Consider the following 25,513-nt stretch of genomic DNA (forward strand, 5'->3'; position numbering starts at 1 on the left):
TCTCTACCAAGTAGAGATTTTATCGTTTTATATTATTTTGATTTAATCATTGTAAAAATGATGGCGAAGTTCACCTTTCAAGTTTGCTTCGTATTGCGTTTTAAACTCTTCTTTAGAAAGATTTTGACCTAATAAATAAATTGCTTTTGTAATTGCAGCTTCCATTGTCAAATCATAACTCGAAATTGCTCCCATATTTAGTAACGCATCACTTGTCGCATAACGTCCAAGTTCTACCATTCCACCCGCACATTGCGTGTTGATAATAAGATGAACTCCTTTATTCGTTACTTCTTCTAATAATTCAATAAACCAATCATCAGTAAAAATATTTCCTGTTCCAAAAGCCTCAATAATAAAAGCTTTCATATTTGGAGCGTTCAAAACACTTTCGATAAAAGAACGATTCATTCCGGGAAAAATCTTCAAAACACCAACATCAGCATTCAGATCTTTATTGATCGAAAGTTTATCCGTAATAACATTTTTTAACAACAAATCTTCTTTCACTTCCAGATGAACACCGGAAACTCCAATTACTGGATAATTTGGCGATTCGAAAGCGTCAAAATTTTCTGCATTAATCTTTGTTGTTCTATTTGCTCGAAACAATTTATATTCAAAATACACACAAACTTCCTTGATAATTGGTTTATCATTTTTGCGTAACGAAGCTAATTGAATCGAAGTAATTAAATTTTCTTTTGCATCAGTACGCAAATCTCCAATTGGTAATTGCGATCCAGTAAAAATAACAGGTTTCTCGAGATTATCAATCATAAAACTCATTGCAGAAGCTGTATATGCCATCGTATCTGTTCCATGTAAAACAACAAAACCATCATAGTTTTCGTAGTTCTGTTGAATAGTTTCGGCAATTTCTATCCAATATTTTGGTTTCATATCAGACGAATCTATCGGCGTATCGAAACTATGATAATCGAAAGAACAATCTAACAATCCTAATTCTGGAATTTGTTTTAATAAATTATCAAAATTGAAAGGTTTTAAAGATTGGTCACCATAATCTTTCGCCATTCCAATAGTTCCCCCTGTATAGATTAATAAAATTTTTGTTTGCATGCAGTTTGATTAATTTCTGGTTAAAATTAACCATTATAAAAAATCTGTACAACATCTTTTCTTAAACTCCAATTTTTTGTAAATTGGATAAATTATTGTGTATTGAATTTTTAAATCTTAATTTGATGAAAATATTACTTTTAGCCATTTCTACTTTTATAACATCAGTATATGTTAATGCACAATCAGATGAAGGATTGTTTGAAGTTGAATATGAAATGAATGGACAAGAATTAAAATCTTTTGCATTTTCTACAGATAATTGTGCTCAAAATTTAATTGTAAAATCATGGGAAAATTGGATTTCTAATAAAGAAGGTTCTTTTGGATTTTTGAAAAAGCATGAAGCAAATAATGTTAAGTTTAAGAATTCTCAGGACGTTTATAAATCTGTGATTAGTTTGGTTGATGAAGAAAATGGAAAAACGACAGTTATTAATACATTGACTGATCAAAACGGAATGACGTTTAATAGTAATTCAGCAGAGTTTGATAAAATATATATTCAATTAAAAGATTTAGCTATAAAAACAAAACAAGGTTGTGTTCGTAATGAACTTAGATTAGCTAATGAAAATATGATTCGGTTAACCAAAGAAAATGCAGATGCGCAATTTAAAAAAGGCACTTCAATAAAATCATATTTAAAAGATAATAATACATTATTGAAACTAGAAAATAAAAAGCAAACTTTGGGTGATAAGTTAGATTTAGTGGTTAATCAATTGGAAAGAGAAACTGAAGATAAAGTTATTGATGGATTAATGAAAAAGAAGTTAAAAACAGAAAATACTTTGAAAGCAATAGAAGATCAGGTTGTCAAATTGAATGGAAAGATCCAAATAGCTGAAGAGAATGATAAAGTATTGGATACGAAAATAAATCAATTAACAAGTCAAATTCAACAACAGCGTTCAATGACCGAAAATTTAAAGAAGAAATATTCATCTATTGCACGATAATTGTTATAGAAATTATATATTTACTAAATATCAACAAATAAATATTATTAAAATCAACTCGTTATGGGATTATTTTCATTTATTAAGAATGCCGGAGAAAAAGTCTTCGGAGGAGCAGAAACTCCAGAAGAAAAAGCAACTAAAGTAAAAGATCAAGTTGCAAAACAAGGATTTGATTTGTCAGGAGTAACTTTTTCTGCTGATGGAGATAAAATTGTGGTAGCTGGACAAGCATTAGATATCAACGAAAAACAAAAAATCTTAGCTACAGCAGGAAATATAGATGGAGTAGAAGGAGTGGAAGATCAATTAACGTTAAAAACGCCATTGAAAATTGAAATTCCAGATATTTCTAAAACAATGTATACAGTAAAAAGTGGTGATTCTTTGTCTAAAATTGCAAAAGAAGTATACGGAGATCCAATGCAATATCCAAAAATCTTCGAAGCTAACAAACCAATGTTAAAACACGAAGACAAGATTTATCCAGGTCAAGTTTTATATATTCCTCAGGATTAGTATAATATAAATAAAATTACATCATTGAAACTCCTACAATCTAATAATTGTAGGAGTTTTATATTTTTACAGCATGGTTTTTGAGGAATGTTAGTAACTATGAAAAAATAATAACATATATTCGTATAACTGAAATAAAAAAATAATTATGAAAGTTTCAATTTTGCCAGTAGCGGTAATCGCTGCTTCAACTTTATTTAGTTGTGTGAGTCAGAAGAAGTATGATGAGTTACAAAATAAATTCAATTCTGCTTATTCTGAGAACCAAGGATGTCAAACAGAATTAGCTGTAGCGAAAGCTAAATTAGCTAATTATGAAGCTAATCAAGGACAGTATGAGAATACAGTTCAGAGCGAAAGAAATCAAATTAAACAATTACAAGAACAATTGAAAAATTGTATTAATGGAGGTTCTAAAAACGTTTCTGAATTAGTGAATGAAATCAATCAGTCTAACAAATACATTAAACATTTGATCGATGCGAAAAGCAAATCAGATAGTTTGAATATGGTTTTAACAAATAACTTAACACGTTCTTTATCAAGTAGCGAAGCGAAAGATGTTGATGTTAAAGTATTAAAAGGTGTTGTTTACATCTCGTTAGCTGATAATATGCTATATAAATCAGGAAGCTACGAAATCTCACCTGCTGCAGGAGAAACTTTAAGTAAAATTGCGAAAATCATCAACGATTATAGAGATTATGACGTATTGATTGAAGGTAACACAGATAATGTGCCAATTTCTAAACCAAACATCCGTAATAACTGGGATTTATCTGCTTTACGTGCATCTTCTGTTGTACAAGCATTACAAAACCAATATGGTGTTGATGGTAAACGTTTAACAGCTGGAGGTCGTGGAGAGTTTAATCCAATTACAACGAATGCTACAGCAGAAGGTAAATCTCAAAACCGTCGCACACAAATTATTATCTTACCTAAATTAGATCAGTTTATGGATTTAATTGGACAAGCTCCAAAAAATTAATTAGATAAAAAAATCAAATTATTATATAAAGAGCCACTTTTAAGTGGCTCTTTTTTTGTAACTTTTTCAAAATTTTATCAATACTAATGGAATTATATTATTCTTTTTCGGTTCTAATTGTCCTTGCAGCATTATTTTCCTATGTAAATCTTCGATTTCTAAAATTGCCAGGAACAATTGGAATTATGATTATCGCTATGTTAGTATCTGTCGCTATCCGTTTATTGGGAGATAGCTATTTTCCTGATGCTACAAAAGACATGTTTCAACTCTTTAATAGTTTAGACTTTAATGAAATATTGATGGGTGCAATGCTTAATTTTCTGCTTTTTGCAGGTGCAATGCACGTTAATATACTCGATCTGAAGAATTTGAGATGGACAATTGCTACTTATGCTACAATTTCGGTAGTATTATCAGCATTTATTATATCAGCAATTTTATATTACATCGCACCATATTTTGGTATTCAAATTCCGTATATCTATTGTTTATTATTCGGAACATTAATTTCACCAACAGATCCAATCGTTGTATTAGGAATTTTGAAACAAGCAAAAGTTCCTAAAGTTATTGAGACAAAAATTACAGGAGAGTCACTGTTTAACGATGGTGTGGCCGTTGTAATGTTCGCAGTAGTTTTACAAATAGCAACTAATCCAAGCTTTGATGCTGACTTTGCAAGTGTTTCAAAATTATTCTTGATGGAAGCTGGTGGCGGAATTTTACTTGGACTTTTATTAGGATTTACAGCGTCTAATTCGATGAAAAAAATTGATGATTATAAAGTTTCAGCTTTAATTACGTTGTCGATTGTAATGGGTGGATTTTTGATTGCGAAAGAACTTCATATTTCAAGTCCATTGGCTATGGTGATTGCTGGTTTGATTATTGGAAATTATGGGAAAAAAGTTGCAATGAGTAAAACGACTCAAGATTATTTGAACAAATTTTGGGAGCTTATTGATGAAATAATGAACGCCATTTTATTCCTTTTTATAGGTTTCGAATTGTTGTTAATAGAAGATTTAATGGATCAAATTCTATTAGGAATTGTCACAATTTTTATCGTTTTATTATCTCGGACATTATCTATTGTGATCCCTGCTCGTACTATTTTACGGAAAAATACGTTCTCTAAAGGTTCGCTTATTGTCTTGGTTTGGGGAGGTATTCGTGGAGGAGTTTCAATAGCGTTAGTTCTTTCGATGCCAAATTCGGAATGGAAAGATTTGTTATTAGAGATTACTTATATTGTTGTTTTATTTTCAATTGTTATTCAAGGTTTAACAGTAGGTAAAGTTGCGCATCGTGTATTGAAAGACGAATCTGAAGAAGCAAAAGATGAAGAAATGGAAGATTATCTTAATTCATCTAAACTGTAATTCGAAAATATAAAAACAAGAAAGCGCATCAATTGATGCGCTTTCTTGTTTAACAGAAGTTTAGAGATTATAATTGTCTTATTCGTGAATTAATCTTTAATTTTAATAGAAATTACAATAAGCCAACAAAATGAAATTAAAAGATTTATCTAATCAACTTGAAATATCTTTAGGAAGTTTACAAAGTTTTATTAATGATTTTAATATTGATTTAAGTTTTTGTATTGATGAAAACTTTAATGTAACAAAAGAATTTATTTCTTTTTCAGAAGAAAATAAAGACTTTTTAAAAAAATATGCTGAAGATTACTTAAAAGAAAAAACAATAGGAGAAATAGCAAAAACAATAGGATCAAAAGAAGAAGATGTGCTTAATTTTTTTGTTTCGAATGGAATTCCTGCTGAGATTGCAAAACAAATGAAAACAGGAGTTTCTAGTTATTTGATTCATTCTTATATTGGAGGTAAATATCCTTTTATAGAAAAAGCATTTCCACAATGCGAAGATTTTTCAGGTAAAACATTAGTCGGTTATACAGATTTATATTTTTATTTAACAGATATGTTAGATCCCTTTATTAGCAAAGATCAAATAGAAAGATGGGGGATTTCGAAACCTGCGGGACTTGTTTTGTATGGAGCTCCAGGAAGTGGAAAAATTTATTGGGCAAGAAAAATTGCTGATATGATTGGTTACGAGTTTGTTCATGTTTTTAATGACTATTTATTAGGAAATTTTGATTCTAAGAAAAATAAATTTTCAGATTTTTTGTCTAAAAAGATGAATCAACCCAAAACATTATTGTTCATAGATTCTTTTGATGAGTTGCTTCATTCAACTTCAGAGAATACAATTTATCCAGAAATGGTTGATTTGGTTTATTCAGTTTTGCGACATATTCAGAAGAATGATAAACAAGAGCTTTTAATTGTTGGTTCAGTAGAATCTTTAACAGGATTGAATGATGAAATAGTAGCACCAGGACGTTTTGACTTACATATTCCAATTTTTCCACCAAGTTTAGATGAACGTAAACAGTTACTTTTACATCATTTAACAGCTAATTTAGCTCCTGATTCTCCATTATTAACAATATTGAAAAATCAAAATGCATTGAACAAAGATTTTTGGACACCTTATGCAGCTGAAATGAAACTTTTTTCAAATACAATGTTGATTGATTTTACACAATCACTAAAGAAACGTTTGTATGCGTTATACAGAAAAGATGAAATGAAAAATATTGTGATGACAGAAAAAGTATTGTTTTCTGCATTTCAAGAAGCTAAAGCTAAATTGACTCCAGAATATTTGAAATATTGTGCTATATTTTTGACTGAGGCAAAACAGAATGTAGGACAAGATTTTCCATCTAGATTAATTGAGATAAATGCAGATCTAGAGTTTTATTTAAATACAAAAGAAATTCCGATTGCTAAAATTGGTTTTAAGCAAAGTGATGATACTGTTGAGATAAAATCGGTAGAAGAAAATAAAGAAACATAAAAAAAGCTCCTTGTAAGGAGCTTTTTTATTATAAAAACTAAATTGTTTTGAATTTTAATAATAAAATATTGCTTTTGTAAAGATGTAATTCTTTTCCTGAAACTTCGTAACGATTTACACTTTTCAACATCGATAAAAATGCTTTTTCTTCTTGCAAATTAGGACAAGCCATTTTAGTTTCAGAAAAATTAACAAAGCTTGTAACGCCGCTAACTTTTGTAAAAGAAGCATTGAAATTGTTGCAACCTGCAAATCCACTTACAGTCGAATTAGCTTCGTCAATAACCAACATCACGTCTTTATCATACAAACCTTTTACTACGTTGTTATCGTTGATCAAATACCAATTTTGATTTGAAATCGAAACTTCCGATTTAGGTTTAATTTTAGCAGTACTTGCGCTTGTAGAACAAGAAGTTGCTATAAAACTCATCAAAATAGTTGCTGAAAATAAAGTTACAATCTTTTTCATTTTTCGGAATATTTTATCTCAACTCAGCGTTGAATTTTTCTTGATACAATTTGATTAATTTATTCATTAAACCATCAATTTCTTGATCACTTAATGTTTTATTTTCGTCTTGAATCATAAAGCTTAAAGCATACGATTTTTTACCAGCTGGCAATTTATCTCCTTCGTAAACATCGAATAAATTAACGGCTTTCAACAAATTCGTTTTCACTTCTTTTGTTGCTTTGTATAATTCTTCATATTTCACAGAAGAATCAAGCAATAAAGCTAAATCTCTACGAGAACCTGGGAATTTAGAGATTTCTTTGTATTTCAAATCGTGTTTGTTTGCTAAAGCAACCATTGCATCCCAATTTAATTGAGCAAAGAAAACATCTTGATTAACTCCTAATTTTTTTGCTAATTTTTTGCTGATGATTCCAAGTTTTCCTAATGATTTTTGACCAGAAACAAATTCGATTCCATCTAAGAAATTATCATCTTTTGCAGGTAACTCATCTGTAATTTGAATATCTAATCGAACAAAAATTTGTTTAATCAAACCTTTCAAATCAGCAAAGGAAGCTTTACGTAAATTTCCTGTCCACGATTCGCTATTAAAGTTTCCTGAAAGAACGATTCCTAAACATTTATTTTCTTCGTAAATCCCATCAATTTTGCGGTAAACTTTCCCAAATTCGAATAATTTAACATCCGAATTACGGTGGTTGATATTAAATGCAACATTTTCTAATAAACCATTCAGCAAAGTGCGACGCATAACAGCTAAATCAGCAGAAAGAGGATTTAACATTGCAACACTTTCTCCTTCTGGATAAAAGAAAATTTCTTCGTATTCTCTTTTTGTTAACGAGTTATTCATCGCTTCATTGAATCCGAAAGAAATCAATTGACGTGCGATAAAATCTTCGATTTTATCTGGACTAACTTTTTGATTTGAAACATAAGAATAAGAGAATTTTGAAGGAATTTCAATATTATCGTATCCATAAATTCTCAAAATATCTTCGATTAAATCTACATCACGTTGTACATCTACACGATAAGCAGGAACTTCTAAATCTAAAACTCCATCATTTTCTGACAAAATTTTAATTTCTAAATTCTCTAAAATCGATTTGATTTTATGTTCTGGAATTTCAACTCCTAATAATTCAGCCACCTTATGTAAACGTAATTTTACGTTGAAGTTTTGAATAGGATTTTCGTAAATATCATCAATATTAGACGCTATTTCAGCTCCAGCAATTTCAACTAACATTATGGCAGCTTTTTTCAAAGCATCGATTGTTGTGTTAGGATCAATTCCACGTTCAAAGCGGAAAGAAGCATCTGTATTCAATCCGTGAGCTTTTGCACCTTTACGAATTGTTACCGGCTCAAAATATGCTGATTCTAAGAAAATAGTTGTCGTCGCATCTGAAACTCCAGAATCTTCACCACCAAAAACTCCTGCAATACACATTGGATTATTCTCGTTGCAAATCATCAATTCATGTCCTTTTAATGTACGTTCAACGCCATCTAAAGTTGTGAATTTTGTTCCTTCTGCTAATTTTTGAACGATCACTTTATTTCCTTCAATTTTAGCTGCATCAAAAGCATGTAAAGGTTGTCCTAAATCGTGTAAAATGTAATTGGTAATATCAACCACATTATTAATTGGTGATAATCCAATTACTTGCAAACGATTTTTTAACCAATCTGGTGATTCAGCAACTTTTACATTTTTTAGGTAAACACCAGCATAACGCGGCGCTGCTTCTGTATCTTTAACCTCAATAGAAATAAGACTTTTTCCGAAATCTGTTGTAGGATAATTTGATATATCATATGTTTTGAATGTTGACGCTATATCACGAGTTTTAAGCGCAGCATGTAAATCACGCGCTACACCGAAATGTGACATTGCATCCGAACGATTTGGTGTTAAACCAATTTCAATTTCGTGGTCAACTTCATCATTTTTTCCGAAAAGATCAAACGTAGAAGTTCCAGGTTTTAAATCTTCTGGTAAAACTAAAATACCAGAATGATCTGTACCAATTCCTAATTCTACTTCAGAACAAATCATTCCGAAAGATTCTTCACCACGAATTTTTGCCTTCTTTATTTTAAATTCACCATCTGGCGAAGGTAAAACCGTTCCGACAGTCGCTACAGGTACATTTTGACCAGCCGCGACATTAGGAGCACCACAAACAATTTGTGTTTCTTTTCCGTCTCCTAAATCTATTTTAGTAACTTTTAATTTATCTGCATTTGGATGAGGTACAGCTGAGAGAACTTTACCAACTAATACGGTTTCCAAATAATTTTTAGCTCCACCTACTTGCTCTACACCTTCTACTTCAAGACCTGTACTTGTAAGTGTAGCAGACACTTCATCAAGTGTGATATCTGTATCAATGTAGGTTTTTAGCCAATTGTATGAAATTTTCATTGTATTGTATAAATGAATTTTATGTATTCTTTTTGATTATGCGTTTAACATAACTGGCATAACTAACATTAAAATTTCTTCACCATCTTCAAGTCCATCAACTGGTTTAATGATTCCTGCACGATTTGGTTCAGACATTTCTAATGTAATTTCTTCTGATTGTAAATTGTTCAACATTTCGATTAAGAAACGAGAATTGAAACCAATTTGTAAGTCAGTTCCATTGTAATCACAAGGAAGTCTTTCTTCTGCTTTGTTTGCAAAATCGATATCTTCAGCAGAAATTGTCAATGAATTTCCAACTAATTTTAATCGAACTTGGTTTGTTGTTTTGTTAGAGAAAATTGCTACACGTTTCAAAGATGTCAAGAATAAGTTCCTGTTAATCGTTAATACGTTTGGATTTTCTTTTGGAATTACCGCTTCATAATTAGGATATTTACCATCAATCAAACGACAAGTTAACACGATATTTTGGAATGAAAAACGTGTATTTGTATTGTTATACTCGATTGTTACATCGTCATTATTTCCTCCTAAAATATTTTTCAATAAGTTAAGTGGTTTTTTCGGCATAATATATTCAGCAGCTTGTAAATTGTCTAAGCCGTTGCGTGTATATTTTACCAAACGATGCGCATCTGTTGCAACAAAACGGAAAATATCTGCATTTGCTTGGAAGAAAACTCCTGTCATAATTGGACGTAATTCGTCGTTTCCTGTAGCAAAAATAGTTTTGATAATTGCCTCTGATAAAATGCTTGCGCTAAGTGTTGTAGAGCTTGCGTCTTCGATATCTGGCGTTTGAGGATATTCGTTTGCGTCTTCGAATGCTAACTGATAATTTCCTTGTTCTGAAACAATTTCCAACGTATTTCCTTCTTTTTGGATAAAAGTAAGCGGTTGCGCTGGGAAAGTTTTCAACGTATCAGTTAAGATTTTTGATGGAATTGCAATTTTTCCATTATCATTAGACTCAACTTCTAAAGTTGTTGAAATTGTTGTTTCTAAATCAGAGCCAGTGATAGTTAATTGGCTACCATCCAATTCGAATAAAAAATTATCAAGGATTGGTAAAGTATTATTAGAGTTAATAACTCCTCCGATTAAGTTAACATTTTTTAATAACGTGTTGCTCGATACAATAAATTTCATATGAAGAATATTTCCTTAAATATATCTAACAAATGTAATAAATAATCAAGTAAAAAACTCAAACCTATACATTAAATATTATATAGAATGGTTTGTTGTTGATTATCAAATAGAAAGATGATTGTAAATTGATTGTTATTTTTTGTTTAAATTTTCTTTGAATTAAAAACTTTTCACCCGTAAATTTGTCTTGTATATCGAGACTTTTAACAATTATTTTTGACCAAATCTCATCCAAAAAGGTTAATTTGAATCTAAAATAATATTCTATGAAAATTGAATTGAATTTAGAAGGAAAAAACGGTGTTTTTATACTTCTTGATGAGAATAATAAAGAAGTTGGCGAATTAACTTTTATGTTAAAAGAAGAACAAATGTTGATCAATCATACAGGTGTTAATCCCGAATTGAGAGGACAAGGATTGGCCGAAAAGTTAGTGCTAGAAGCTGTAGATTACGCAAGAAAAAATCAGTTGAAAATCATACCATTTTGTAGTTATGTGAGCGTTTATGTTGGTAAGCATCCAGAAGTGCAAGATGTAATTTAAAAATTATGAATTTAGAAAAAGTTTTTGAACACAACCAAGAGTGGGTAAATAAACGTTTAGGACAAGACGAGCAATATTTTGATAAGCTTTCGGCTGGTCAAAATCCAGAAGTACTTTATATTGGGTGTTCAGATAGTCGTGTTACAGCAGAAGAATTGTTAGGAGCAGAACCAGGAGAGGTTTTTGTGCACCGAAATATAGCAAATATGGTAATCAGTTTGGATATGAATACAACGTCTGTTTTGGATTATGCAGTAGAACATCTAAAAGTAAAACATATTGTAGTTTGTGGTCATTATAATTGTGGAGGAATTAAATCAGCAATGATTCCGAAAGATTTAGGAATTATGAATCCTTGGTTACGTAATATTCGTGATGTTTATCGTTTACATTCAGAAGAATTAAACGCTATCGAAAATGAAGGGATGCGCTACAATCGTTTGGTAGAACTAAATGTACAAGAACAATGTATAAATGTTGTAAAAAATCCTTTTGTACAACGTGCGATGGAAAATGATTTACAAGTTCATGGTTGGGTTTTCGATTTGTTTACAGGAAAATTAATTGACTTGAATTTAAATTTTGATGAAATTTTAGAAAATATCAAAGAAATTTATGATATAAACGAATAGTTTTAACATTTTATTATGTTTGGTATAATAATTGTTTAACCATTAATAACCAAACTATATCAATGATTAAAAACCGTTGGATAAAAAAAATTAGTATCGCTCTAATATCTATTATTGCGATACTTTTTATTTTAAGTTTTTACATTACTTATTTTCTGAATGATCGTCTTCCAAAAATCATTGCAGAAAAAAACGATACGGCTTATAATCTGACTTACGAAGATTTGAGCTTCTCTATTTTTAATTCGTCTTTATCGCTAAAAAATATCGAAGTTTCTCCAAAAGATTCGATTGACGCAACAGGAAAAGTGAAAGAAATAAAGGTTGTTGGAATTAATTTTTTCAAACTAATTACTCAAAAAGAAGTTGCTGCATATTCAATTAATATCAATAATCCTTCTGTAAATTATTATCTTAAAGAGAAAAAAAAATCGGTCAAAAAAGATACAGTGCAATCTAAAGTTGGACAAAGTATTGACGTTTCCAATGTAAATATAAACAACGGCGAATTCAATTTGTATTCTCAATCAGGGAAAAAACATATTGCAAATGTTTCTAATTTTTCGATCGATTTTGATGGCGTTCGTTTTAACGAGCGAACAGCGGACAAAAAAATTCCGTTCAGATATTCTGCTTTTGACATCAAATTAGATTCGATGTTTTTTGTCGTAAAAGATCAACAATTGATTAGAGCGCGAAAAGTTCGTTTTAATGAAACTGATTTTGAGTTGGACAATTTTTCGATGAAACCGCTCAAAATGAACGGAAAATTTTATGTATCAAACGATTCTGAAAATGATTTATTGGATATCGAAACGCCACTTCTTTCGCTTTCTAAGATGGATTGGGGATTTACTTCGGAAGATAAATTATATTTTAAAACAGATTTAATCAAATTCAAAAATCCAAAAATTACCATTATTTCTGCTAAACCAGAGAATAAAGTTGAGAAAGAAACAATCAAAAAAGTAAGCATAAAAACGGAAGATGCGGAGTTAATTAATATCAAAAAATTGCAAATAGAAAACGGTAAAATTCGTTCACTTTTCTCGAATGCAAAAACGGTAAAATATGCAATAAATAATGTTGCGTTAAATATCGAAGGAATAAAAATGAATGCATTGACACGGACAAATGATATTCCGATTGATTATAAAACTTTTCGTATTAAGTTGGATTCGATGTATTATCGTTTGAATGAAATGCACACGTTAACAGCTTCTAATTTTGATTTGACAGAAAAGAAATTAATTCTGAAAAATTTCAAAATGAAACCGCTAATTTCAAAAAATCAATTTAATAGAAACTATACAAAATCAAATACGTTGTTAGATGTCGAAGCGCCAATTTTGACGTTAAATAATAATAGTTGGGGAATAAAAAATGGTAATTTCTATTTTCATACAAGTTCAATCAAATTGGATGAGGTAAATGTGAAAATCATCGATCAAAAGAATGAAAAAGTTATTGCGAAGAAAGCTGAAAAAGCAACAGAAAAGTTCTTGATTAATTTTAACCTTGGAATTGATACGATTCAAATCAAACAATCGCGTTTTATTGCTTCACAAAAATTTGATTTCAATAATGTTAATTTGACGGTTTTAGGATTGAAAAATGATTATGGGAAAGAACTTCATGTTAATCATGTTATTTTCAAAAATCCAAAATTTACGATTTATGGACAGCCAAGACGAGTGGCACAGCGCGAAGGAAAAACGTCAAAAGAGTTTAATGATGTTATAAAAGTTGATAAAATTTCGTTGGTAAATGGACATTTAGATGTGATTCCTTATCAACAAAAAACGCCGAATTTAACGTTGAAGCAAATTCAGTTAGGTTTTAATCAAATCAATGTTGATCCAAAAACAATTCAAGAAGCGATTCCTTTTTCTTATAAATCTGTATTGTTGAAATCTTCGGGAATTGATTTCGATTTAGGAAAAACGTATAAGATGAATACTGGAGCTTTGCAGTTTCAGAATGGAAATTTGACGTTAAATCAATTAAAATTAACACCAAAACTTTCTCGAAAAACGTATACAGCTTCATTAGATAAACAAGCCGATTTATACACTGTTTCTGTCAATCAATTACAAGGAAATGGAATTCAGTGGGGAATTTCTCCATCCAAAGATTTCTTTTTGAAAGCTAATCAAATAAAATTGAACCAGCTTTATGCTAACATTTATAGAAGTTTGGTTCCACCTGATGACACAAAACGTAAAACAATGTTTTCACAAAAATTACGTGAAATGAAATTTGATTTAGGGGTGAAACAATTGCAATTGGTCAACTCTAAATTAGAATATGAAGAGGAAACGGCTAAAAGTATCGGAACAGGAAAATTGACGTTTTCATCTATAAATGCGACGGTTAAAAATGTCAATTCGGGTTATCGTAAAACATCTTTACCAGACGTTGATGTTGATTGGCGTTCAGAATTTATGAATGGAAATTTGCGTGCAAATTGGACATTTAATCCAATGAATCGTTCAGAGAAATTTAATATCAATGGTTCAATTTCAAACCTTCCTGCAAAAAATCTTGATCCTTTTGTGAAACCATATCTTAAGGTTTCTGTAGACGGATTTTTCAATCAAATAAAATTTAATTTTGATGGGAATGATAAAGTTGCTGGAGGAAATTTTGGAACAGATTATCAAAATTTGAAAGTGAATGTTTTACGTGATGATGGTTCAAAAAGGAAATTATTATCAGCAGTTGGAAATGCAGCGGTAAAGAATGATTCTCGTGGAAAAATGAAAGAAGAAAAAGTAGAAAATATTGAACGAAAACAGGATAAATCATTTTTTAATTTCTTTTTAGCTTGTATCTTAGACGGTCTTAAAAAAGCACTTTTAATTATTTAAGAAAATGAAAAGAACAGTCTTCATAACCGGAGCAACATCTGGCATAGGAATGGCGACAGCAAAGAAATTAGCAGCAAATTATCGCTTAATTTTGTGTGGGCGTCGTCAAGAACGATTAGATGAGATTCAGGCAGAATTGAGTCAAATTACGGAAGTTAAAACCATTCAATTTGATGTACGAGACAAGGAAGCTGTTTTTAATGCAGTAGAAAGTTTAGAAAATGAGTGGAAAAATATTGATGTTTTAATCAATAATGCGGGAAATGCGCACGGATTAGCACCTTTTGATACAGCTGATTTGGAGGATTTGGAAGCAATGATTGATATCAATGTAAAAGGATTAATTTACGTTTCAAAAGCAATAATTCCAATTCTTAAACAATCATCAAATGCGCATATCATCAATCTTTCTTCGATTGCAGGAAAAGAAGTTTATCCAAATGGAGGAACATATTGTGCGTCGAAAGCGGCGGTAGAATCGTTGAGCAAAGGAATGCGTTATGATTTATTACCTTACGGAATCAAAGTTTCCAATATTGCGCCAGGAGCGGTAGAAACAGAATTTTCTTTGATTCGTTTCAAAGGAAATCAAGAACTTTCGGATAATGTGTACAAAGGTTTTGAACCATTGGCTGGAGAAGATATTGCAAATGCAATAGAGTATTTGCTGCAACAACCAGAACATGTGCAAATTGCCGATGTTACAATCTTCCCAAAAGCGCAAGCTGGAGGAACTGTTATTTATAAAGGATAATTTATTAAAATATATTCAATTGAAAGCCTCTATTATAGAGGCTTTTTTATTTTATTCGAGAAAAGTTTCAAAATTGATGTAACACTTTTTAGTATTGAGCTGTCTTATTAGTAAAAGCACTCAATATGAATCAAGAAACGTTTAAAACATCGGTATTTGTCCACAAGGATAAGCTGTATCGTTTTGCGCGTAGGATTTTGATTAGTGATGATGAAGCGTTTGATGTTGTGCAAGAAATATTAATGAAATTGTGGGAAAAGCGCGATTCGTTAATTGAAGTGAATAATATTGAGGCTTATGCGATGCGAATGGTAAATTATGAATGTATAAATCGATTGCGAAAATTTGATATTCGAGAGAATTATAAAAATACAACGCAAATCAATTTGAGTATTCAAGAAGATCAACAAGAAATAAAACCGATTATTCTAAATTTGATTAATCAATTACCAGAGAAACAACGCAAAGTAATGCATCTGAAAGATGTAGAAGAATTCGAAATAAAAGAAATTGCTGAAATTTTGGAAATGGAAGAAAATGCAATTCGAGTAAATTTGATGAGAGCAAGACAAAAAGTAAGAGAACAATTAGTAGTTTTTTTTGAAAATGAAGAAAGAGCAATCTATTATAAATAAAGATGATTTTTTTGCTGGAAAATTAACTAATGAGCAAGAAAAACAACTCATAAATAATGAAAATGATTCTTTTTTTGAAACATTAAAAGAGGAAAAAGAAGTCAAAATGGAATTAAGTTTTGATGATTTTATGACAAAAGTTGAAGAAAATCAACCAAAAGTTATAGAAAAATCGAAATCGAAAGAATTTTTTCTATGGAAAATTTCGGGAATTGCTGCGTCCATTTTACTTGTTGTTGGATTATTTTTCTTCTTGAATCAAACAAATAAAATTGAAGATTATCAAGAAATTGTGAAAACAATTGAACCAAATAAAAAAGATGTTGAAGTTGTTAATAATAAAGAAGAAAAAATTGGAGAAGAACCTAATACACTGATTTCTGAACCAAATAATATCGAGATAAAACACGAAGTTTCACAATTTGTAAAAGAGACAAAATCAATTAAACAAGAAAATAAAAAATCAACTATTCAACCAATTGATCAAAAAATTACAAAACCTGAAAGCGCAGAAGAATATTCATCAGATTTTGTGATTGTAAATGGTCAACCAGTTGAAAATATGGAAGAAGCGAAAGCTTTGGCTTATTCTACAATGAAATTATTTTCGAAAAATGTAGACCAAGGAACGCAGGCAATCGGACAATTAAAATCATTATCAATAGAACTTTAAAAAAGAAAAATATGAAAAAATATGTATTCATTTTTGCATTATTCATCGTTGGATTTGCAAATGCACAAACAAATAAATTTGTCGATATTTACAACCAATTTCAGGATAAAAAGGGCGTTACAACGATTACTATAAACAAAGCAATGTTTAGTATGGTGGGAAGTATGACGGCAAATGATTCTGATTTGAAAGATTTGGACGGCTTGTTCAAAAAAATGAATTCAATCAAAATGATTATAATTGATAACACAAACAAAGATGCTAAAAGTCAAGTGAAATCTGCTTTTGATAAAATGAAATTAGAGGAATTGATGTCAATAAATAAGGATGGAAGTAAAATTCGTTTTTTAACGGAAAATGCAAATGCGAAAATTTTTAAAAATGTATTGATGAGCATTAATAGTGATGATCAACAAATGTACATGATTATGGATGGTGAAATTACGGCATCCGAAATGAACAAAATGGTAAAAGAATCTAATAAATAATAAAAAAGCTGAGCAACGCTCAGCTTTTTTATTTCAATATTTTCTCATAACAAACACTCTCTTCTATATCTTTGTATTGATCGTAATTTTCGATTCTTGTGTAATCACATCGTTCATACAAAGCAATTGCTTCAGGTTGTTTCAATCCAGTTTCCAAAATACATCGTTCATAACTTAATTCGATTGCCCAATTTTCTAACTCATTCAGAACTTTTGCAGCAATTCTATTTCCTCTAAAATCAGGATTTACATACATTCTTTTCACTTCCATTGTTGTATCAGAATAATGTTTTATAGCGCCACAACCAACAGGATTTTCGTTTAAATAGGCGATAGCAACGTGATTTATTTTATCAACTTTATTGAATTGCGAAAAGAAAGAATGAAATTCTCCATCTCTTATCGCTAAATCTTTATCTAATTCTGTTACCAATTCTTGAAAATCTTTGTTAGAAGAATTTGTTCGAATTATTTTTACTAAATTCATTTTATTGCTTTTCCTCAAATTTAATAAAACTTACGTTTTTGTAACATTAAATTCTATTCTGCTCCGCTGTTTTTTGTGCTTGTTTCGCTTCTTTTACTTTTTGGTTTCCGAAATTATATTTCAAATTCAACATAAAGTATTGCGTATCGCGATAATCTTTGAAATATTGATTTTGATTTGCGTATTTCGTAGAAATCGTATTGCGATCAGTTTTAAAAATATCATTGAAAACCAAACCAATTTCGAAACGTTTATCCCATATTTTTTTGTTTAAAATCAAATATGTATTTTGAGAAGAACTAATATTGAACGAACCTTGAATTGCCTTTGAATTGTATTGATATCCAGCCGAAATATTAAATGTTTTTGCTTTGTCTAAATCCAATTGCGTGCTCAATGAAAGGTGATAAAAAAAGACATCGTTTTTGTATTGCAAATTATCTGGACCAAAATAATAGTTTTGATTATATTCTCCCATCGCAAATAAATTCAGTTTCCACCACGATTTTAGATTGAAATTTTTCGAAAGATTTGCTCCAAAAGCTTCTCCATTTTTGATGTTAGTAAAATGATAAACCGTTTCAAAAGTTTCAGGATTTTGAATAGAAATTTCCATCGCAGGATTTTTCTCGTATCGATAATAGGCTTCGAAATTCCAATCTTTCAAGGTGTACGATAAACTCAAATTGTGAATAATCGTAGAAATCGCATTGGCATCGCCTTGAAAATAAGAAAACAGATTGTAATATGATTTTGAAGGATTCAAGAAATTATAATTAGGTCGATCAATTCTTTTTCCATAATTCAAACCAATTTGTCCAGCATTTTCAAAATTATACATGACGTATAAAGTTGGAAAAAGATCGGTATTTGTTCGTTTATTTTGGCTAATTGGATTATCAGAAATCGTATTTATAAGAGCTGTTTCAGATCTCAAACCAGCTTTTGCTTCCCATTTTTTCCATTTGTAATTTCCAGAAATATATAAAGCAAAAATCTGTTCTTTATAATCAAAAATATTACTTTTTTCGGGTTGATATTCGATTTGATTTTGGATTGATTCAAAGAAATCCAAATCATTATCATTCTTTACAAAACTATATTTTGCTCCAGCTTCCAAGCCGAAATTTTCATTAGTGAAACTATAATCAATTTGTGTAGAATATAGATTCAATTTCTGAAGTGCAGCACTCAAAAAACGATTTTCTTCATAAGGTTTATCCTTGAAATTTAATTTTGTTAAAACATCTTGATTTTCTTTGTAATAACGGTGACTAAAATTGTTACTCCATGTCAAATTATTTTTCCCAAATTTTTTGTCATAAACTAAATACGTATTAAAATTATTTCCCGATTCTCGACGATTATTTTGTGTTTTGTAAAATGATTCAAGTTGATTATTCGTTGTATTGTAAATATTCGTCGGAACGTTATAATTTCCAATTGATGCAGGATTTCTTGAACCATTTATACCAAACTGAAAATTCTGTAAACTATCGATTGAATATTGAGAAGCAAAGTTGTAAATATGTTGTTGTTTTGCAACTGTTCGACGAATCATGTCGCTTTCCCAACGTGTTTGATCTTTTTCATAAGTTGTTACATCAAAATTTTTACGAACATATTTTCCATTCACAAAATAATAACTTCCTGTCAATTGCCATTTTTCTGTGTTGTAAGATTGCGAAGTTCCTATCATTCCTTTGCTATAAATCGATTGATGATAGCGTGTCGCAATTTGCCCTTTGTAACCAGAAAGTACATTTTTTTTCATTTTAATGTTAATAATTGCACTTCCTGAAGCCTCATATTTTGCAGGCGGATTGGTAATGACTTCAACTGATGAAACCGTTGTACCATCTGTATTTTCTAATAACTGTTTCAAATCATCTTGCGACATTAATGTTTTTTTATCATTAATTGTTACCAAAATTTGCGTATTTCCTCTTACACTTAATTGATCATTTTTCAATAGAACATTTGGCGTGTTTTTCACGATATCCCAAGCACTTAAATTTTGCAAAGGCGTATTTTCGACATTAAACTCTATTCGATCAATTTTTCGTTTCAACAAAGGTTTTTGACTAGAAACAACAACATCTTTTAAGTTAATTGTTTCATCTTTTTGAAGTGTGATAATCAAAGAATTCTCTGAATTAGCTTGATATGTTTTTTCAAATTCTTGATAACCAAATTCTTTAATGTAAATTGTAAATGATTGTGCTTGATGAAGCTCAAAATTGAATTCACCATTTTCGTTTGATTCAGTTATAATAGGATCTTGCAAATTAATTTCAACTTCAATCGAACTGTTTTTGATTGGTTGATTCTGTTCATCTATAATTTTTCCTGTAATGATTTGTGCGAAAATTAAATTTGGAAGTAATAGAAAAATTGTCATTAATATTTTCATCGTTCAGATTTTTAACAAATCTCTTTCAAGTTTCGATTTTACTTGGTTAATGAACGGTTAACGATGAGTTAATGTGTGATTTATGATGAAAAACAATGTATTTTTGAACTGATGAAAAGCTTATGAAATTATCTAAAAAACATTACACATTTATCTTCTCTTTTGCATTGATCGTCTTGGTATCATTACAAGTTTATTATATCTATAATTCTTATCGATTGATTGAAAAAGATTTGAAAAAAGAGGCTCAAGAAATTGCAATGAAAGTGATGAATTCTATGTCAAAATATGAAACAGATTCTAATGATGATAAGATTATAGATTATTTTAAAAAACTGAATCATGATGAAAAAAAGCAGTTTGATGAACTACAGATAATTCGAACTAAAGTTGATTATAATTATAAGATTTATACACCAATTGTAGATTCTCTATTAGATGTTTATTCCAAAGGAAAAGATTTTCAAATAGCACTTCGTACAGATGTTTATTCGGTTTATGATGAATTGAATCATAAAGAGCTATTGCCAAACAAGAATTATGTGATTTACGAAACAACAAATAAAATCGCTACAGCAACCAATATCAATCAAAGTATTTGGTCGTCTGATGATATTACTAATCAAACAGATTCTGATTTAGGAATTAATAAGAATGAACGCCACAAATACAAGATTAAAGGTAAAACGGATTATGAATTGTTGAATCTGAGATTTTTAATTCTAAAGAAAATAATTCCTTTAATCATTGTGAGTTTATTGATTGTAGGATTAATTGTGATTTTATATTGGAAATCGATTCAAAATCTGATAAGACAAGAAGAGCAAATTAATCAATTACATTTAACAATAGATTCTATTGCTCATGAATTAAATACACCAATTACGACGATGAAATTTGCTTTGCATCAGATTCAGAATAAAGAAACAAAAGAGATGATTAATAGACAAATTAATCGTTTGGAGAATACCGTTGATTCTATTTTTGTAAAAAAAGAGGAAAATTCTGAGTTGTTAGATGAAGTCATTTTGAATGAAATAATTCAAAAGATTCAATTTCAATATCCAGAAGTTAAATTTATTCATCAAAATGTTTTTGAAAAAAATAATGTATTGAAAACAAAAGATTTTCAACAAATTGCTCAGAATTTGATTGAAAATTCAGTGAAATATGGTGCTTCAGAAATTATATTTGATTTTAAATTTCAGAAAGAAATAACCTTATGTTTTTCGGATAATGGAATTGGAATTCCAACGAATGAACTCCCTTTTATTTTTGATAAATATTATCGTGTAAACCGTTCAATCAATCAAAATGTGAATGGATTGGGAGTTGGTTTATATTTAGTAAAGAATATTATTAAACGTTATTTTGGAACAATAGACGTACAAAATAACAAAAGAAAAGGTGTTCAATTTATAATCGTTTTGCCGAATGAAAACTAAATTAATTTTAGTAGAAGATGATCAAGATTTGGGAACAGTTCTCAAACAATACCTCGAATTTTCTGATTTTGATGTGACATGGTTTAATCATCCACAAAATTTGTTAAATGAAATAGAGTTAGTCAAAACCGTTCAGTTAATTATTTTAGATGTTATGTTGCCTGAAATTGATGGGTTTTCTCTAGCGAGAAAATTATCTGAAACGGTAACAATTCCGTATTTATTTCTAACAGCTAAAGCTCAAAGTTTTGATCGTGTTTTAGGATTGAAGTTAGGTGCAGAAGATTATATTACAAAACCTTGTGACCCTGAAGAATTGGTATTGCGAATAAAAAATATTTTGAAAAGAAATCAGCCTATTTTAGAAGAAATTATCTCGGTAGGAAAATATGTTTTTAATAGAAATCAATTAACGTTGAGCTATAATGATGAGGTTTTTCAATTGACAGAGAAAGAAGCAGAATTGTTGAGTTATTTTATACAGAATAATCAGAAGTTAGTAACTAGAAAAGAGATTTTAGAATCAATTTGGGGTGAAAATGATTATTTTATGGGAAGAAGTTTAGATGTTTTCATGACGAGATTAAGAAAGTATTTTCAATATGATAAAAGTATAAAGTTTGAATCGGTTCGTGGAATTGGATTTAAAATAGATCTACCTAAAAAATAAAAAGCCGAGTAAATCGGCTTTTTAATAACAAACAATTGAATTTAGATTCAGTAAAGAAACTGAACTTATAAATGGATTTTTATTTATATTCCTTGAGCAATCATAGCGTCAGCAACTTTTACGAAACCAGCGATATTGGCGCCTTTGTAATAATTAATATTTTCTTGAAACTCACCTTTACCATATTTTTTACATTGATTATGAATTTTTATCATAATCTCTTTTAAACGATAATCAACTTTTTCTTTACTCCAATTTTGACGAATTGAATTTTGAGACATTTCCAATCCAGAAGTAGCGACACCTCCTGCATTAGCGGCTTTTCCAGGTCCATATAAAACTTGATGATCTAAAAAATAATGAATAGCTTCTGGAGTTGTTGGCATATTCGCTCCTTCAGCAACCAAAATACATCCATTTAGATGCAACGTTTGAGCATCTTGAAGACTTAATTCGTTTTCAGTAGCGCAAGGTAATGCAATATCACATGGTACTTTCCATGGATTCTGATTAGGATAAAATTTAGCATTTGGATAATGCTCCGTATAAGTTGAAATACGTGAGTAATCCTCATTTTTAATTTTAAAAATAACGTTTAATTTCTCTTGATCAAATCCTTCTTCGTCATATATATATCCTGAAGAATCAGAAAGTGTAACTACTTTGCATCCCATTTCAATAGATTTTTCTGCTGCATATTGTGCTACATTTCCAGATCCAGATATAGAAATAGTTTTGTTTTTTAAGGTCACTTTCTTTTCTGCTAACATACATTCTACAAAATATAATAAACCGTAACCAGTTGCTTCAGGACGAATCAAAGAACCTCCATATTCCAAACCTTTTCCTGTTAAAACTCCTGTAACTTCATTTTGCATTCGTTTATATTGTCCAAATAAATATCCAATTTCACGACTACCTACACCAATATCTCCCGCAGGAATATCTGTATTTGCACCAATATGACGCGATAATTCAGTCATAAAGGATTGGCAGAAACGCATAATTTCTATATCTGATTTTCCTTTTGGATCAAAGTCAGAACCGCCTTTTCCTCCACCCATAGGTAATGTTGTTAAGCTATTTTTAAAAACTTGTTCAAAAGCTAAGAATTTTAAAATAGATAAATTAACAGAAGGATGAAAACGTAAACCGCCTTTGTATGGACCGATTGCAGAATTCATTTGTACGCGATAACCTTTATTAATTTGTATTTCTCCTTTATCATCAATCCACGTTACACGAAATTGAATAATACGTTCTGGTTCGACAATTCTCTCTAGAATTTTGAACTTTTTATATTTTGGGTTTTTTTCAACAAAAGGTAAAATAATCTCAGATACGTCTTCTACTGCTTGCAGAAATTCTTTCTCATTGGGGTTTTTTGATTTAATTCTTTGAATGAATTTTTCTGAGTAAAATAAAGTATCCATGTTATTTGTGTTTGATTATTGATAAAATTACATTCATCAATAAAAAAAATAGCATATTTTTTAAAGTAAACTTTTAATATTTGTGAAGTTGATAATTTTGACTACTCAGAATCTGTAGTTTGATAATTTTTGAAACAAAAAAAGCAGGAAAATTTCCTGCTTGATAAATTTTGTATTTTTATTCAATTAAAGACATTGAATTATTTTTTGAAGAAACCTCCTAATAATCCCATTGCATCACCAAGTCCTAATTTTCCATCACCATCTTGATCTAATAACTTTTCAAAACCACCTAAATTAACTCCACTTTGATTTGCTTGAGTAGAAGTTCCACCAACTAAACTTCCTAATAATCCAGTAATTCCATTAGAATCTAATTCATTAGATTGTTTTTGTTTTCCTAAATATCCCATTACGATAGGAGCAACTAAGGCTAATATTTGTGTTACTTGTTGCATATTTAAACCTGATTGTTGAGAAATTGCAGATTCCACATTTTGTTGTTTATTTCCCAAAACATGACCTAAAATACCTAAACCATCTTGTTGATTTCCTCCTTGCCCTAAAAATCCCGAAAGATTATCCAAAATACTTCCATCATGTTGATTTAATGCGTTTGAAATTCCTTCTGCGCCTCCGTTTTGAGCATTTTTATTTAATGCTGATAATAAAAAAGGTACTGCAGCGGCAACAGCTGTTTGCGCTTGAGATTCATTGATGCCTAATTGTTTTGCAGCAGAACCAACTACTTGCTGACCAATAGCTCCTTGAATTAAATTTGTAAAGTCCATAAGTTTATATTATTTAACCAAATATAGTATTTTTAGCAGATTAATTTGGATTAATATTTCGAGTGCTCTAAAGTATTTCTATTTTTGTATATTCAATTTTATAAATGAAACAAATAAATCTTTTTCTAGTTATTCTTATAGCGATTTTAGCTCTTTTGCCAATCCTATTACCTGACCGCTTTGATGATGATATCGAATATGAATTCGATGCTCCAGTTGGATTAGTTTATGATGAATTTTATAATCTTCGTCAATTTTCTAAATGGGAACAATTTACAGCTTCGGATTCTTTAACAGTTAAAAAATTTTCAAATACTCAGGAAGATGATGAAATTTCCATGATTTGGGATTCGGATGATGCAGCAATAGCTTCAGGTAAAATCATAATAGACAATTTCTCTGTAAATCGTTTTGTAAATTATACAATTAAATATGATGGTTGGGAAAAATTAGATAGTTTAAATGTGAAGTTTGATCAAAATGAAAATGGTAAAACTGTTGCTAAATTGAAGTATTTAAGCCAAGAAATCCCTTATTTCTATCGTTATTTTGCCTATTTTAAAAATCCTGAATCTAAGTTTCAAAAATCTTTAGAAAATTTAAGCTCACGAGTGAAGATAAGATTAGATAAAGATAAAAAAGAAGGAAGATTAAATTATGGAGAGTTTAGAATTGTAGAATTAAATCGTACAAATTTATTAGCTATAAAGAAACAATCTCAATTTGCTGAAACAGATGTTATGTCAAAAGTAGATGCTTCTTTTGAAACGATATATAAATCTTTAATGAATAAGGAAGAAGGAGGTCTTGATTTCGATTTAGGATTTCCATATATCTATTTTACAGATTTTAATAAAGAAAAAGATCAAATTACTTTTTTCTCAGGAATTCAACTGATAGAAGATCTTCCTCTGCAAAAAAATATGCAAAAAGTAGTCGTACCTGGCGGAGAATATTTATTGACTTTGCATATAGGTCCTCGTTCTAAACGTAATCAGACAATAACAAGAATGAGTAATTATGCACAATCTAAGAAAATAAAATTAGGAGTAAGACAGTTAGAAGTAATGTTGAATGATCCTAAAGAAACAGATAGTTTAAAACTAATGTCACGTATTTATATTCCAATAATTAAGTAACTATTAAAAAATTTTATA

The 25,513-nt window shown here is 29.8% G+C and carries 23 protein-coding genes; 15 read left to right on the forward strand and 8 right to left on the reverse strand.

Annotated features, from left to right (window positions below; genetic code table 11):
* Positions 1–42 precede the first annotated feature (42 nt).
* Positions 43–1,083, reverse strand: a complete 1,041-nt coding sequence (locus tag E4J94_RS16410) for an asparaginase (RefSeq protein ID WP_135836870.1) — start codon at positions 1,081–1,083, stop codon at positions 43–45.
* 125 nt (positions 1,084–1,208) lie between these two features.
* On the opposite strand from E4J94_RS16410, the gene E4J94_RS16415 reads away from it, so the two are divergent.
* The 5 genes from E4J94_RS16415 to E4J94_RS16435 all read left to right on the forward strand — a co-directional run bounded on the left by E4J94_RS16415 (position 1,209) and on the right by E4J94_RS16435 (position 6,447).
* The gene (locus tag E4J94_RS16415; protein ID WP_135836871.1) at positions 1,209–2,045 is read left to right on the forward strand and encodes a hypothetical protein; all 837 of its coding nucleotides are present in this window, start codon (positions 1,209–1,211) and stop codon (positions 2,043–2,045) included.
* A gap of 63 nt (positions 2,046–2,108) precedes the next feature.
* Positions 2,109–2,564 (forward strand): peptidoglycan-binding protein LysM, encoded by a 456-nt coding sequence (gene lysM, locus E4J94_RS16420; protein WP_135836872.1) that lies wholly within the window; start codon positions 2,109–2,111, stop codon positions 2,562–2,564.
* Positions 2,565–2,712: 148 nt separating this feature from the next.
* Complete coding sequence (locus E4J94_RS16425; protein ID WP_185145655.1) at positions 2,713–3,555, forward strand: OmpA/MotB family protein; 843 nt, start codon at positions 2,713–2,715, stop codon at positions 3,553–3,555.
* An 86-nt stretch (positions 3,556–3,641) separates the two neighbouring features.
* On the forward strand, positions 3,642–4,940 hold the full coding sequence (locus E4J94_RS16430; protein ID WP_135836874.1) for a cation:proton antiporter: 1,299 nt from the start codon (positions 3,642–3,644) through the stop codon (positions 4,938–4,940).
* Positions 4,941–5,070: 130 nt separating this feature from the next.
* Complete coding sequence (locus E4J94_RS16435) at positions 5,071–6,447, forward strand: AAA family ATPase (protein ID WP_135836875.1); 1,377 nt, start codon at positions 5,071–5,073, stop codon at positions 6,445–6,447.
* A gap of 37 nt (positions 6,448–6,484) precedes the next feature.
* On the opposite strand, the gene E4J94_RS16440 is transcribed toward E4J94_RS16435, so the two are convergent.
* Genes E4J94_RS16440 through dnaN form a run of 3 tightly spaced genes read right to left on the reverse strand, consistent with a single transcriptional unit; the run spans position 6,485 to position 10,517 of the window.
* Entirely contained in the window at positions 6,485–6,919 is a 435-nt protein-coding gene (locus tag E4J94_RS16440; protein WP_135836876.1) for an META domain-containing protein, read from the reverse strand.
* A 13-nt stretch (positions 6,920–6,932) separates the two neighbouring features.
* Complete coding sequence (gene pheT / locus E4J94_RS16445) at positions 6,933–9,362, reverse strand: phenylalanine--tRNA ligase subunit beta (protein WP_135836877.1); 2,430 nt, start codon at positions 9,360–9,362, stop codon at positions 6,933–6,935.
* 36 nt (positions 9,363–9,398) lie between these two features.
* Positions 9,399–10,517, reverse strand: coding sequence for a DNA polymerase III subunit beta (gene dnaN, locus E4J94_RS16450; RefSeq protein ID WP_038337242.1), 1,119 nt, complete (start codon positions 10,515–10,517; stop codon positions 9,399–9,401).
* A gap of 269 nt (positions 10,518–10,786) precedes the next feature.
* Here dnaN and E4J94_RS16455 point away from each other — a divergent pair, with 269 nt between their 5' ends.
* The 7 genes from E4J94_RS16455 (at position 10,787) to E4J94_RS16485 (ending at position 17,117) form a co-directional block, all read left to right on the forward strand.
* Positions 10,787–11,065 carry a GNAT family N-acetyltransferase gene (locus E4J94_RS16455; protein ID WP_038337243.1) on the forward strand — a complete coding sequence of 93 codons (279 nt, stop codon included), beginning with the start codon at positions 10,787–10,789 and terminating at the stop codon, positions 11,063–11,065.
* A gap of 5 nt (positions 11,066–11,070) precedes the next feature.
* On the forward strand, positions 11,071–11,697 hold the full coding sequence (locus tag E4J94_RS16460) for a carbonic anhydrase (protein WP_135836878.1): 627 nt from the start codon (positions 11,071–11,073) through the stop codon (positions 11,695–11,697).
* A 62-nt stretch (positions 11,698–11,759) separates the two neighbouring features.
* Positions 11,760–14,567, forward strand: coding sequence for a DUF748 domain-containing protein (locus E4J94_RS16465; protein WP_135836879.1), 2,808 nt, complete (start codon positions 11,760–11,762; stop codon positions 14,565–14,567).
* A 4-nt stretch (positions 14,568–14,571) separates the two neighbouring features.
* Positions 14,572–15,321 carry an SDR family NAD(P)-dependent oxidoreductase gene (locus E4J94_RS16470; protein WP_135836880.1) on the forward strand — a complete coding sequence of 250 codons (750 nt, stop codon included), beginning with the start codon at positions 14,572–14,574 and terminating at the stop codon, positions 15,319–15,321.
* A 125-nt stretch (positions 15,322–15,446) separates the two neighbouring features.
* A complete protein-coding gene (locus E4J94_RS16475) occupies positions 15,447–15,956 on the forward strand; it encodes an RNA polymerase sigma factor (protein WP_135836881.1) in 510 nt (169 codons plus the stop codon).
* Positions 15,928–16,629 carry a hypothetical protein gene (locus tag E4J94_RS16480; protein WP_135836882.1) on the forward strand — a complete coding sequence of 234 codons (702 nt, stop codon included), beginning with the start codon at positions 15,928–15,930 and terminating at the stop codon, positions 16,627–16,629. The genes E4J94_RS16475 and E4J94_RS16480 overlap by 29 nt, the downstream gene beginning before the upstream one ends.
* Before the next feature lie 11 nt (positions 16,630–16,640).
* Positions 16,641–17,117, forward strand: a complete 477-nt coding sequence (locus E4J94_RS16485; RefSeq protein ID WP_135836883.1) for a DUF4252 domain-containing protein — start codon at positions 16,641–16,643, stop codon at positions 17,115–17,117.
* A 28-nt stretch (positions 17,118–17,145) separates the two neighbouring features.
* Here E4J94_RS16485 and E4J94_RS16490 read toward each other — a convergent pair whose 3' ends face one another.
* Both E4J94_RS16490 and E4J94_RS16495 read right to left on the reverse strand, forming a co-directional pair.
* Entirely contained in the window at positions 17,146–17,604 is a 459-nt protein-coding gene (locus tag E4J94_RS16490; RefSeq protein ID WP_135836884.1) for a GNAT family N-acetyltransferase, read from the reverse strand.
* Between the two features lie 46 nt (positions 17,605–17,650).
* Positions 17,651–20,017, reverse strand: a complete 2,367-nt coding sequence (locus tag E4J94_RS16495) for an outer membrane beta-barrel family protein (protein ID WP_135836885.1) — start codon at positions 20,015–20,017, stop codon at positions 17,651–17,653.
* Between the two features lie 122 nt (positions 20,018–20,139).
* Here E4J94_RS16495 and E4J94_RS16500 point away from each other — a divergent pair, with 122 nt between their 5' ends.
* On the forward strand, positions 20,140–21,462 hold the full coding sequence (locus E4J94_RS16500; RefSeq protein WP_135836886.1) for a sensor histidine kinase: 1,323 nt from the start codon (positions 20,140–20,142) through the stop codon (positions 21,460–21,462).
* Entirely contained in the window at positions 21,452–22,132 is a 681-nt protein-coding gene (locus E4J94_RS16505; RefSeq protein WP_135836887.1) for a response regulator transcription factor, read from the forward strand. The genes E4J94_RS16500 and E4J94_RS16505 overlap by 11 nt, the downstream gene beginning before the upstream one ends.
* An 83-nt stretch (positions 22,133–22,215) precedes the next feature.
* Here E4J94_RS16505 and gdhA read toward each other — a convergent pair whose 3' ends face one another.
* Both gdhA and E4J94_RS16515 read right to left on the reverse strand, forming a co-directional pair.
* Complete coding sequence (gene gdhA, locus E4J94_RS16510; protein WP_135836888.1) at positions 22,216–23,565, reverse strand: NADP-specific glutamate dehydrogenase; 1,350 nt, start codon at positions 23,563–23,565, stop codon at positions 22,216–22,218.
* A 200-nt stretch (positions 23,566–23,765) separates the two neighbouring features.
* Positions 23,766–24,356, reverse strand: coding sequence for a DUF937 domain-containing protein (locus E4J94_RS16515; protein WP_135836889.1), 591 nt, complete (start codon positions 24,354–24,356; stop codon positions 23,766–23,768).
* A gap of 104 nt (positions 24,357–24,460) precedes the next feature.
* On the opposite strand from E4J94_RS16515, the gene E4J94_RS16520 reads away from it, so the two are divergent.
* Positions 24,461–25,495 carry a GyrI-like domain-containing protein gene (locus E4J94_RS16520; RefSeq protein WP_135836890.1) on the forward strand — a complete coding sequence of 345 codons (1,035 nt, stop codon included), beginning with the start codon at positions 24,461–24,463 and terminating at the stop codon, positions 25,493–25,495.
* The last annotated feature ends 18 nt before the right edge of the window (positions 25,496–25,513 follow it).

The sequence above is a fragment of the Empedobacter tilapiae genome (assembly GCF_004785645.1).
Classification (GTDB): Bacteria; Bacteroidota; Bacteroidia; order Flavobacteriales; family Weeksellaceae; genus Empedobacter; species Empedobacter tilapiae.

Bases quoted from the DNA above. Each gene is read 5' to 3' on its own strand.
- E4J94_RS16410 (WP_135836870.1), bottom strand. From the start codon at position 1,083: ATGCAAACAAAAATTTTATTAATCTATACAGGGGGAACTATTGGAATG.
- E4J94_RS16415 (WP_135836871.1), top strand. From the start codon at position 1,209: ATGAAAATATTACTTTTAGCCATTTCTACTTTTATAACATCAGTATAT.
- lysM (WP_135836872.1), top strand. From the start codon at position 2,109: ATGGGATTATTTTCATTTATTAAGAATGCCGGAGAAAAAGTCTTCGGA.
- E4J94_RS16425 (WP_185145655.1), top strand. From the start codon at position 2,713: ATGAAAGTTTCAATTTTGCCAGTAGCGGTAATCGCTGCTTCAACTTTA.
- E4J94_RS16430 (WP_135836874.1), top strand. From the start codon at position 3,642: ATGGAATTATATTATTCTTTTTCGGTTCTAATTGTCCTTGCAGCATTA.
- E4J94_RS16435 (WP_135836875.1), top strand. From the start codon at position 5,071: ATGAAATTAAAAGATTTATCTAATCAACTTGAAATATCTTTAGGAAGT.
- E4J94_RS16440 (WP_135836876.1), bottom strand. From the start codon at position 6,919: ATGAAAAAGATTGTAACTTTATTTTCAGCAACTATTTTGATGAGTTTT.
- pheT (WP_135836877.1), bottom strand. From the start codon at position 9,362: ATGAAAATTTCATACAATTGGCTAAAAACCTACATTGATACAGATATC.
- dnaN (WP_038337242.1), bottom strand. From the start codon at position 10,517: ATGAAATTTATTGTATCGAGCAACACGTTATTAAAAAATGTTAACTTA.
- E4J94_RS16455 (WP_038337243.1), top strand. From the start codon at position 10,787: ATGAAAATTGAATTGAATTTAGAAGGAAAAAACGGTGTTTTTATACTT.
- E4J94_RS16460 (WP_135836878.1), top strand. From the start codon at position 11,071: ATGAATTTAGAAAAAGTTTTTGAACACAACCAAGAGTGGGTAAATAAA.
- E4J94_RS16465 (WP_135836879.1), top strand. From the start codon at position 11,760: ATGATTAAAAACCGTTGGATAAAAAAAATTAGTATCGCTCTAATATCT.
- E4J94_RS16470 (WP_135836880.1), top strand. From the start codon at position 14,572: ATGAAAAGAACAGTCTTCATAACCGGAGCAACATCTGGCATAGGAATG.
- E4J94_RS16475 (WP_135836881.1), top strand. From the start codon at position 15,447: ATGAATCAAGAAACGTTTAAAACATCGGTATTTGTCCACAAGGATAAG.
- E4J94_RS16480 (WP_135836882.1), top strand. From the start codon at position 15,928: ATGAAGAAAGAGCAATCTATTATAAATAAAGATGATTTTTTTGCTGGA.
- E4J94_RS16485 (WP_135836883.1), top strand. From the start codon at position 16,641: ATGAAAAAATATGTATTCATTTTTGCATTATTCATCGTTGGATTTGCA.
- E4J94_RS16490 (WP_135836884.1), bottom strand. From the start codon at position 17,604: ATGAATTTAGTAAAAATAATTCGAACAAATTCTTCTAACAAAGATTTT.
- E4J94_RS16495 (WP_135836885.1), bottom strand. From the start codon at position 20,017: ATGAAAATATTAATGACAATTTTTCTATTACTTCCAAATTTAATTTTC.
- E4J94_RS16500 (WP_135836886.1), top strand. From the start codon at position 20,140: ATGAAATTATCTAAAAAACATTACACATTTATCTTCTCTTTTGCATTG.
- E4J94_RS16505 (WP_135836887.1), top strand. From the start codon at position 21,452: ATGAAAACTAAATTAATTTTAGTAGAAGATGATCAAGATTTGGGAACA.
- gdhA (WP_135836888.1), bottom strand. From the start codon at position 23,565: ATGGATACTTTATTTTACTCAGAAAAATTCATTCAAAGAATTAAATCA.
- E4J94_RS16515 (WP_135836889.1), bottom strand. From the start codon at position 24,356: ATGGACTTTACAAATTTAATTCAAGGAGCTATTGGTCAGCAAGTAGTT.
- E4J94_RS16520 (WP_135836890.1), top strand. From the start codon at position 24,461: ATGAAACAAATAAATCTTTTTCTAGTTATTCTTATAGCGATTTTAGCT.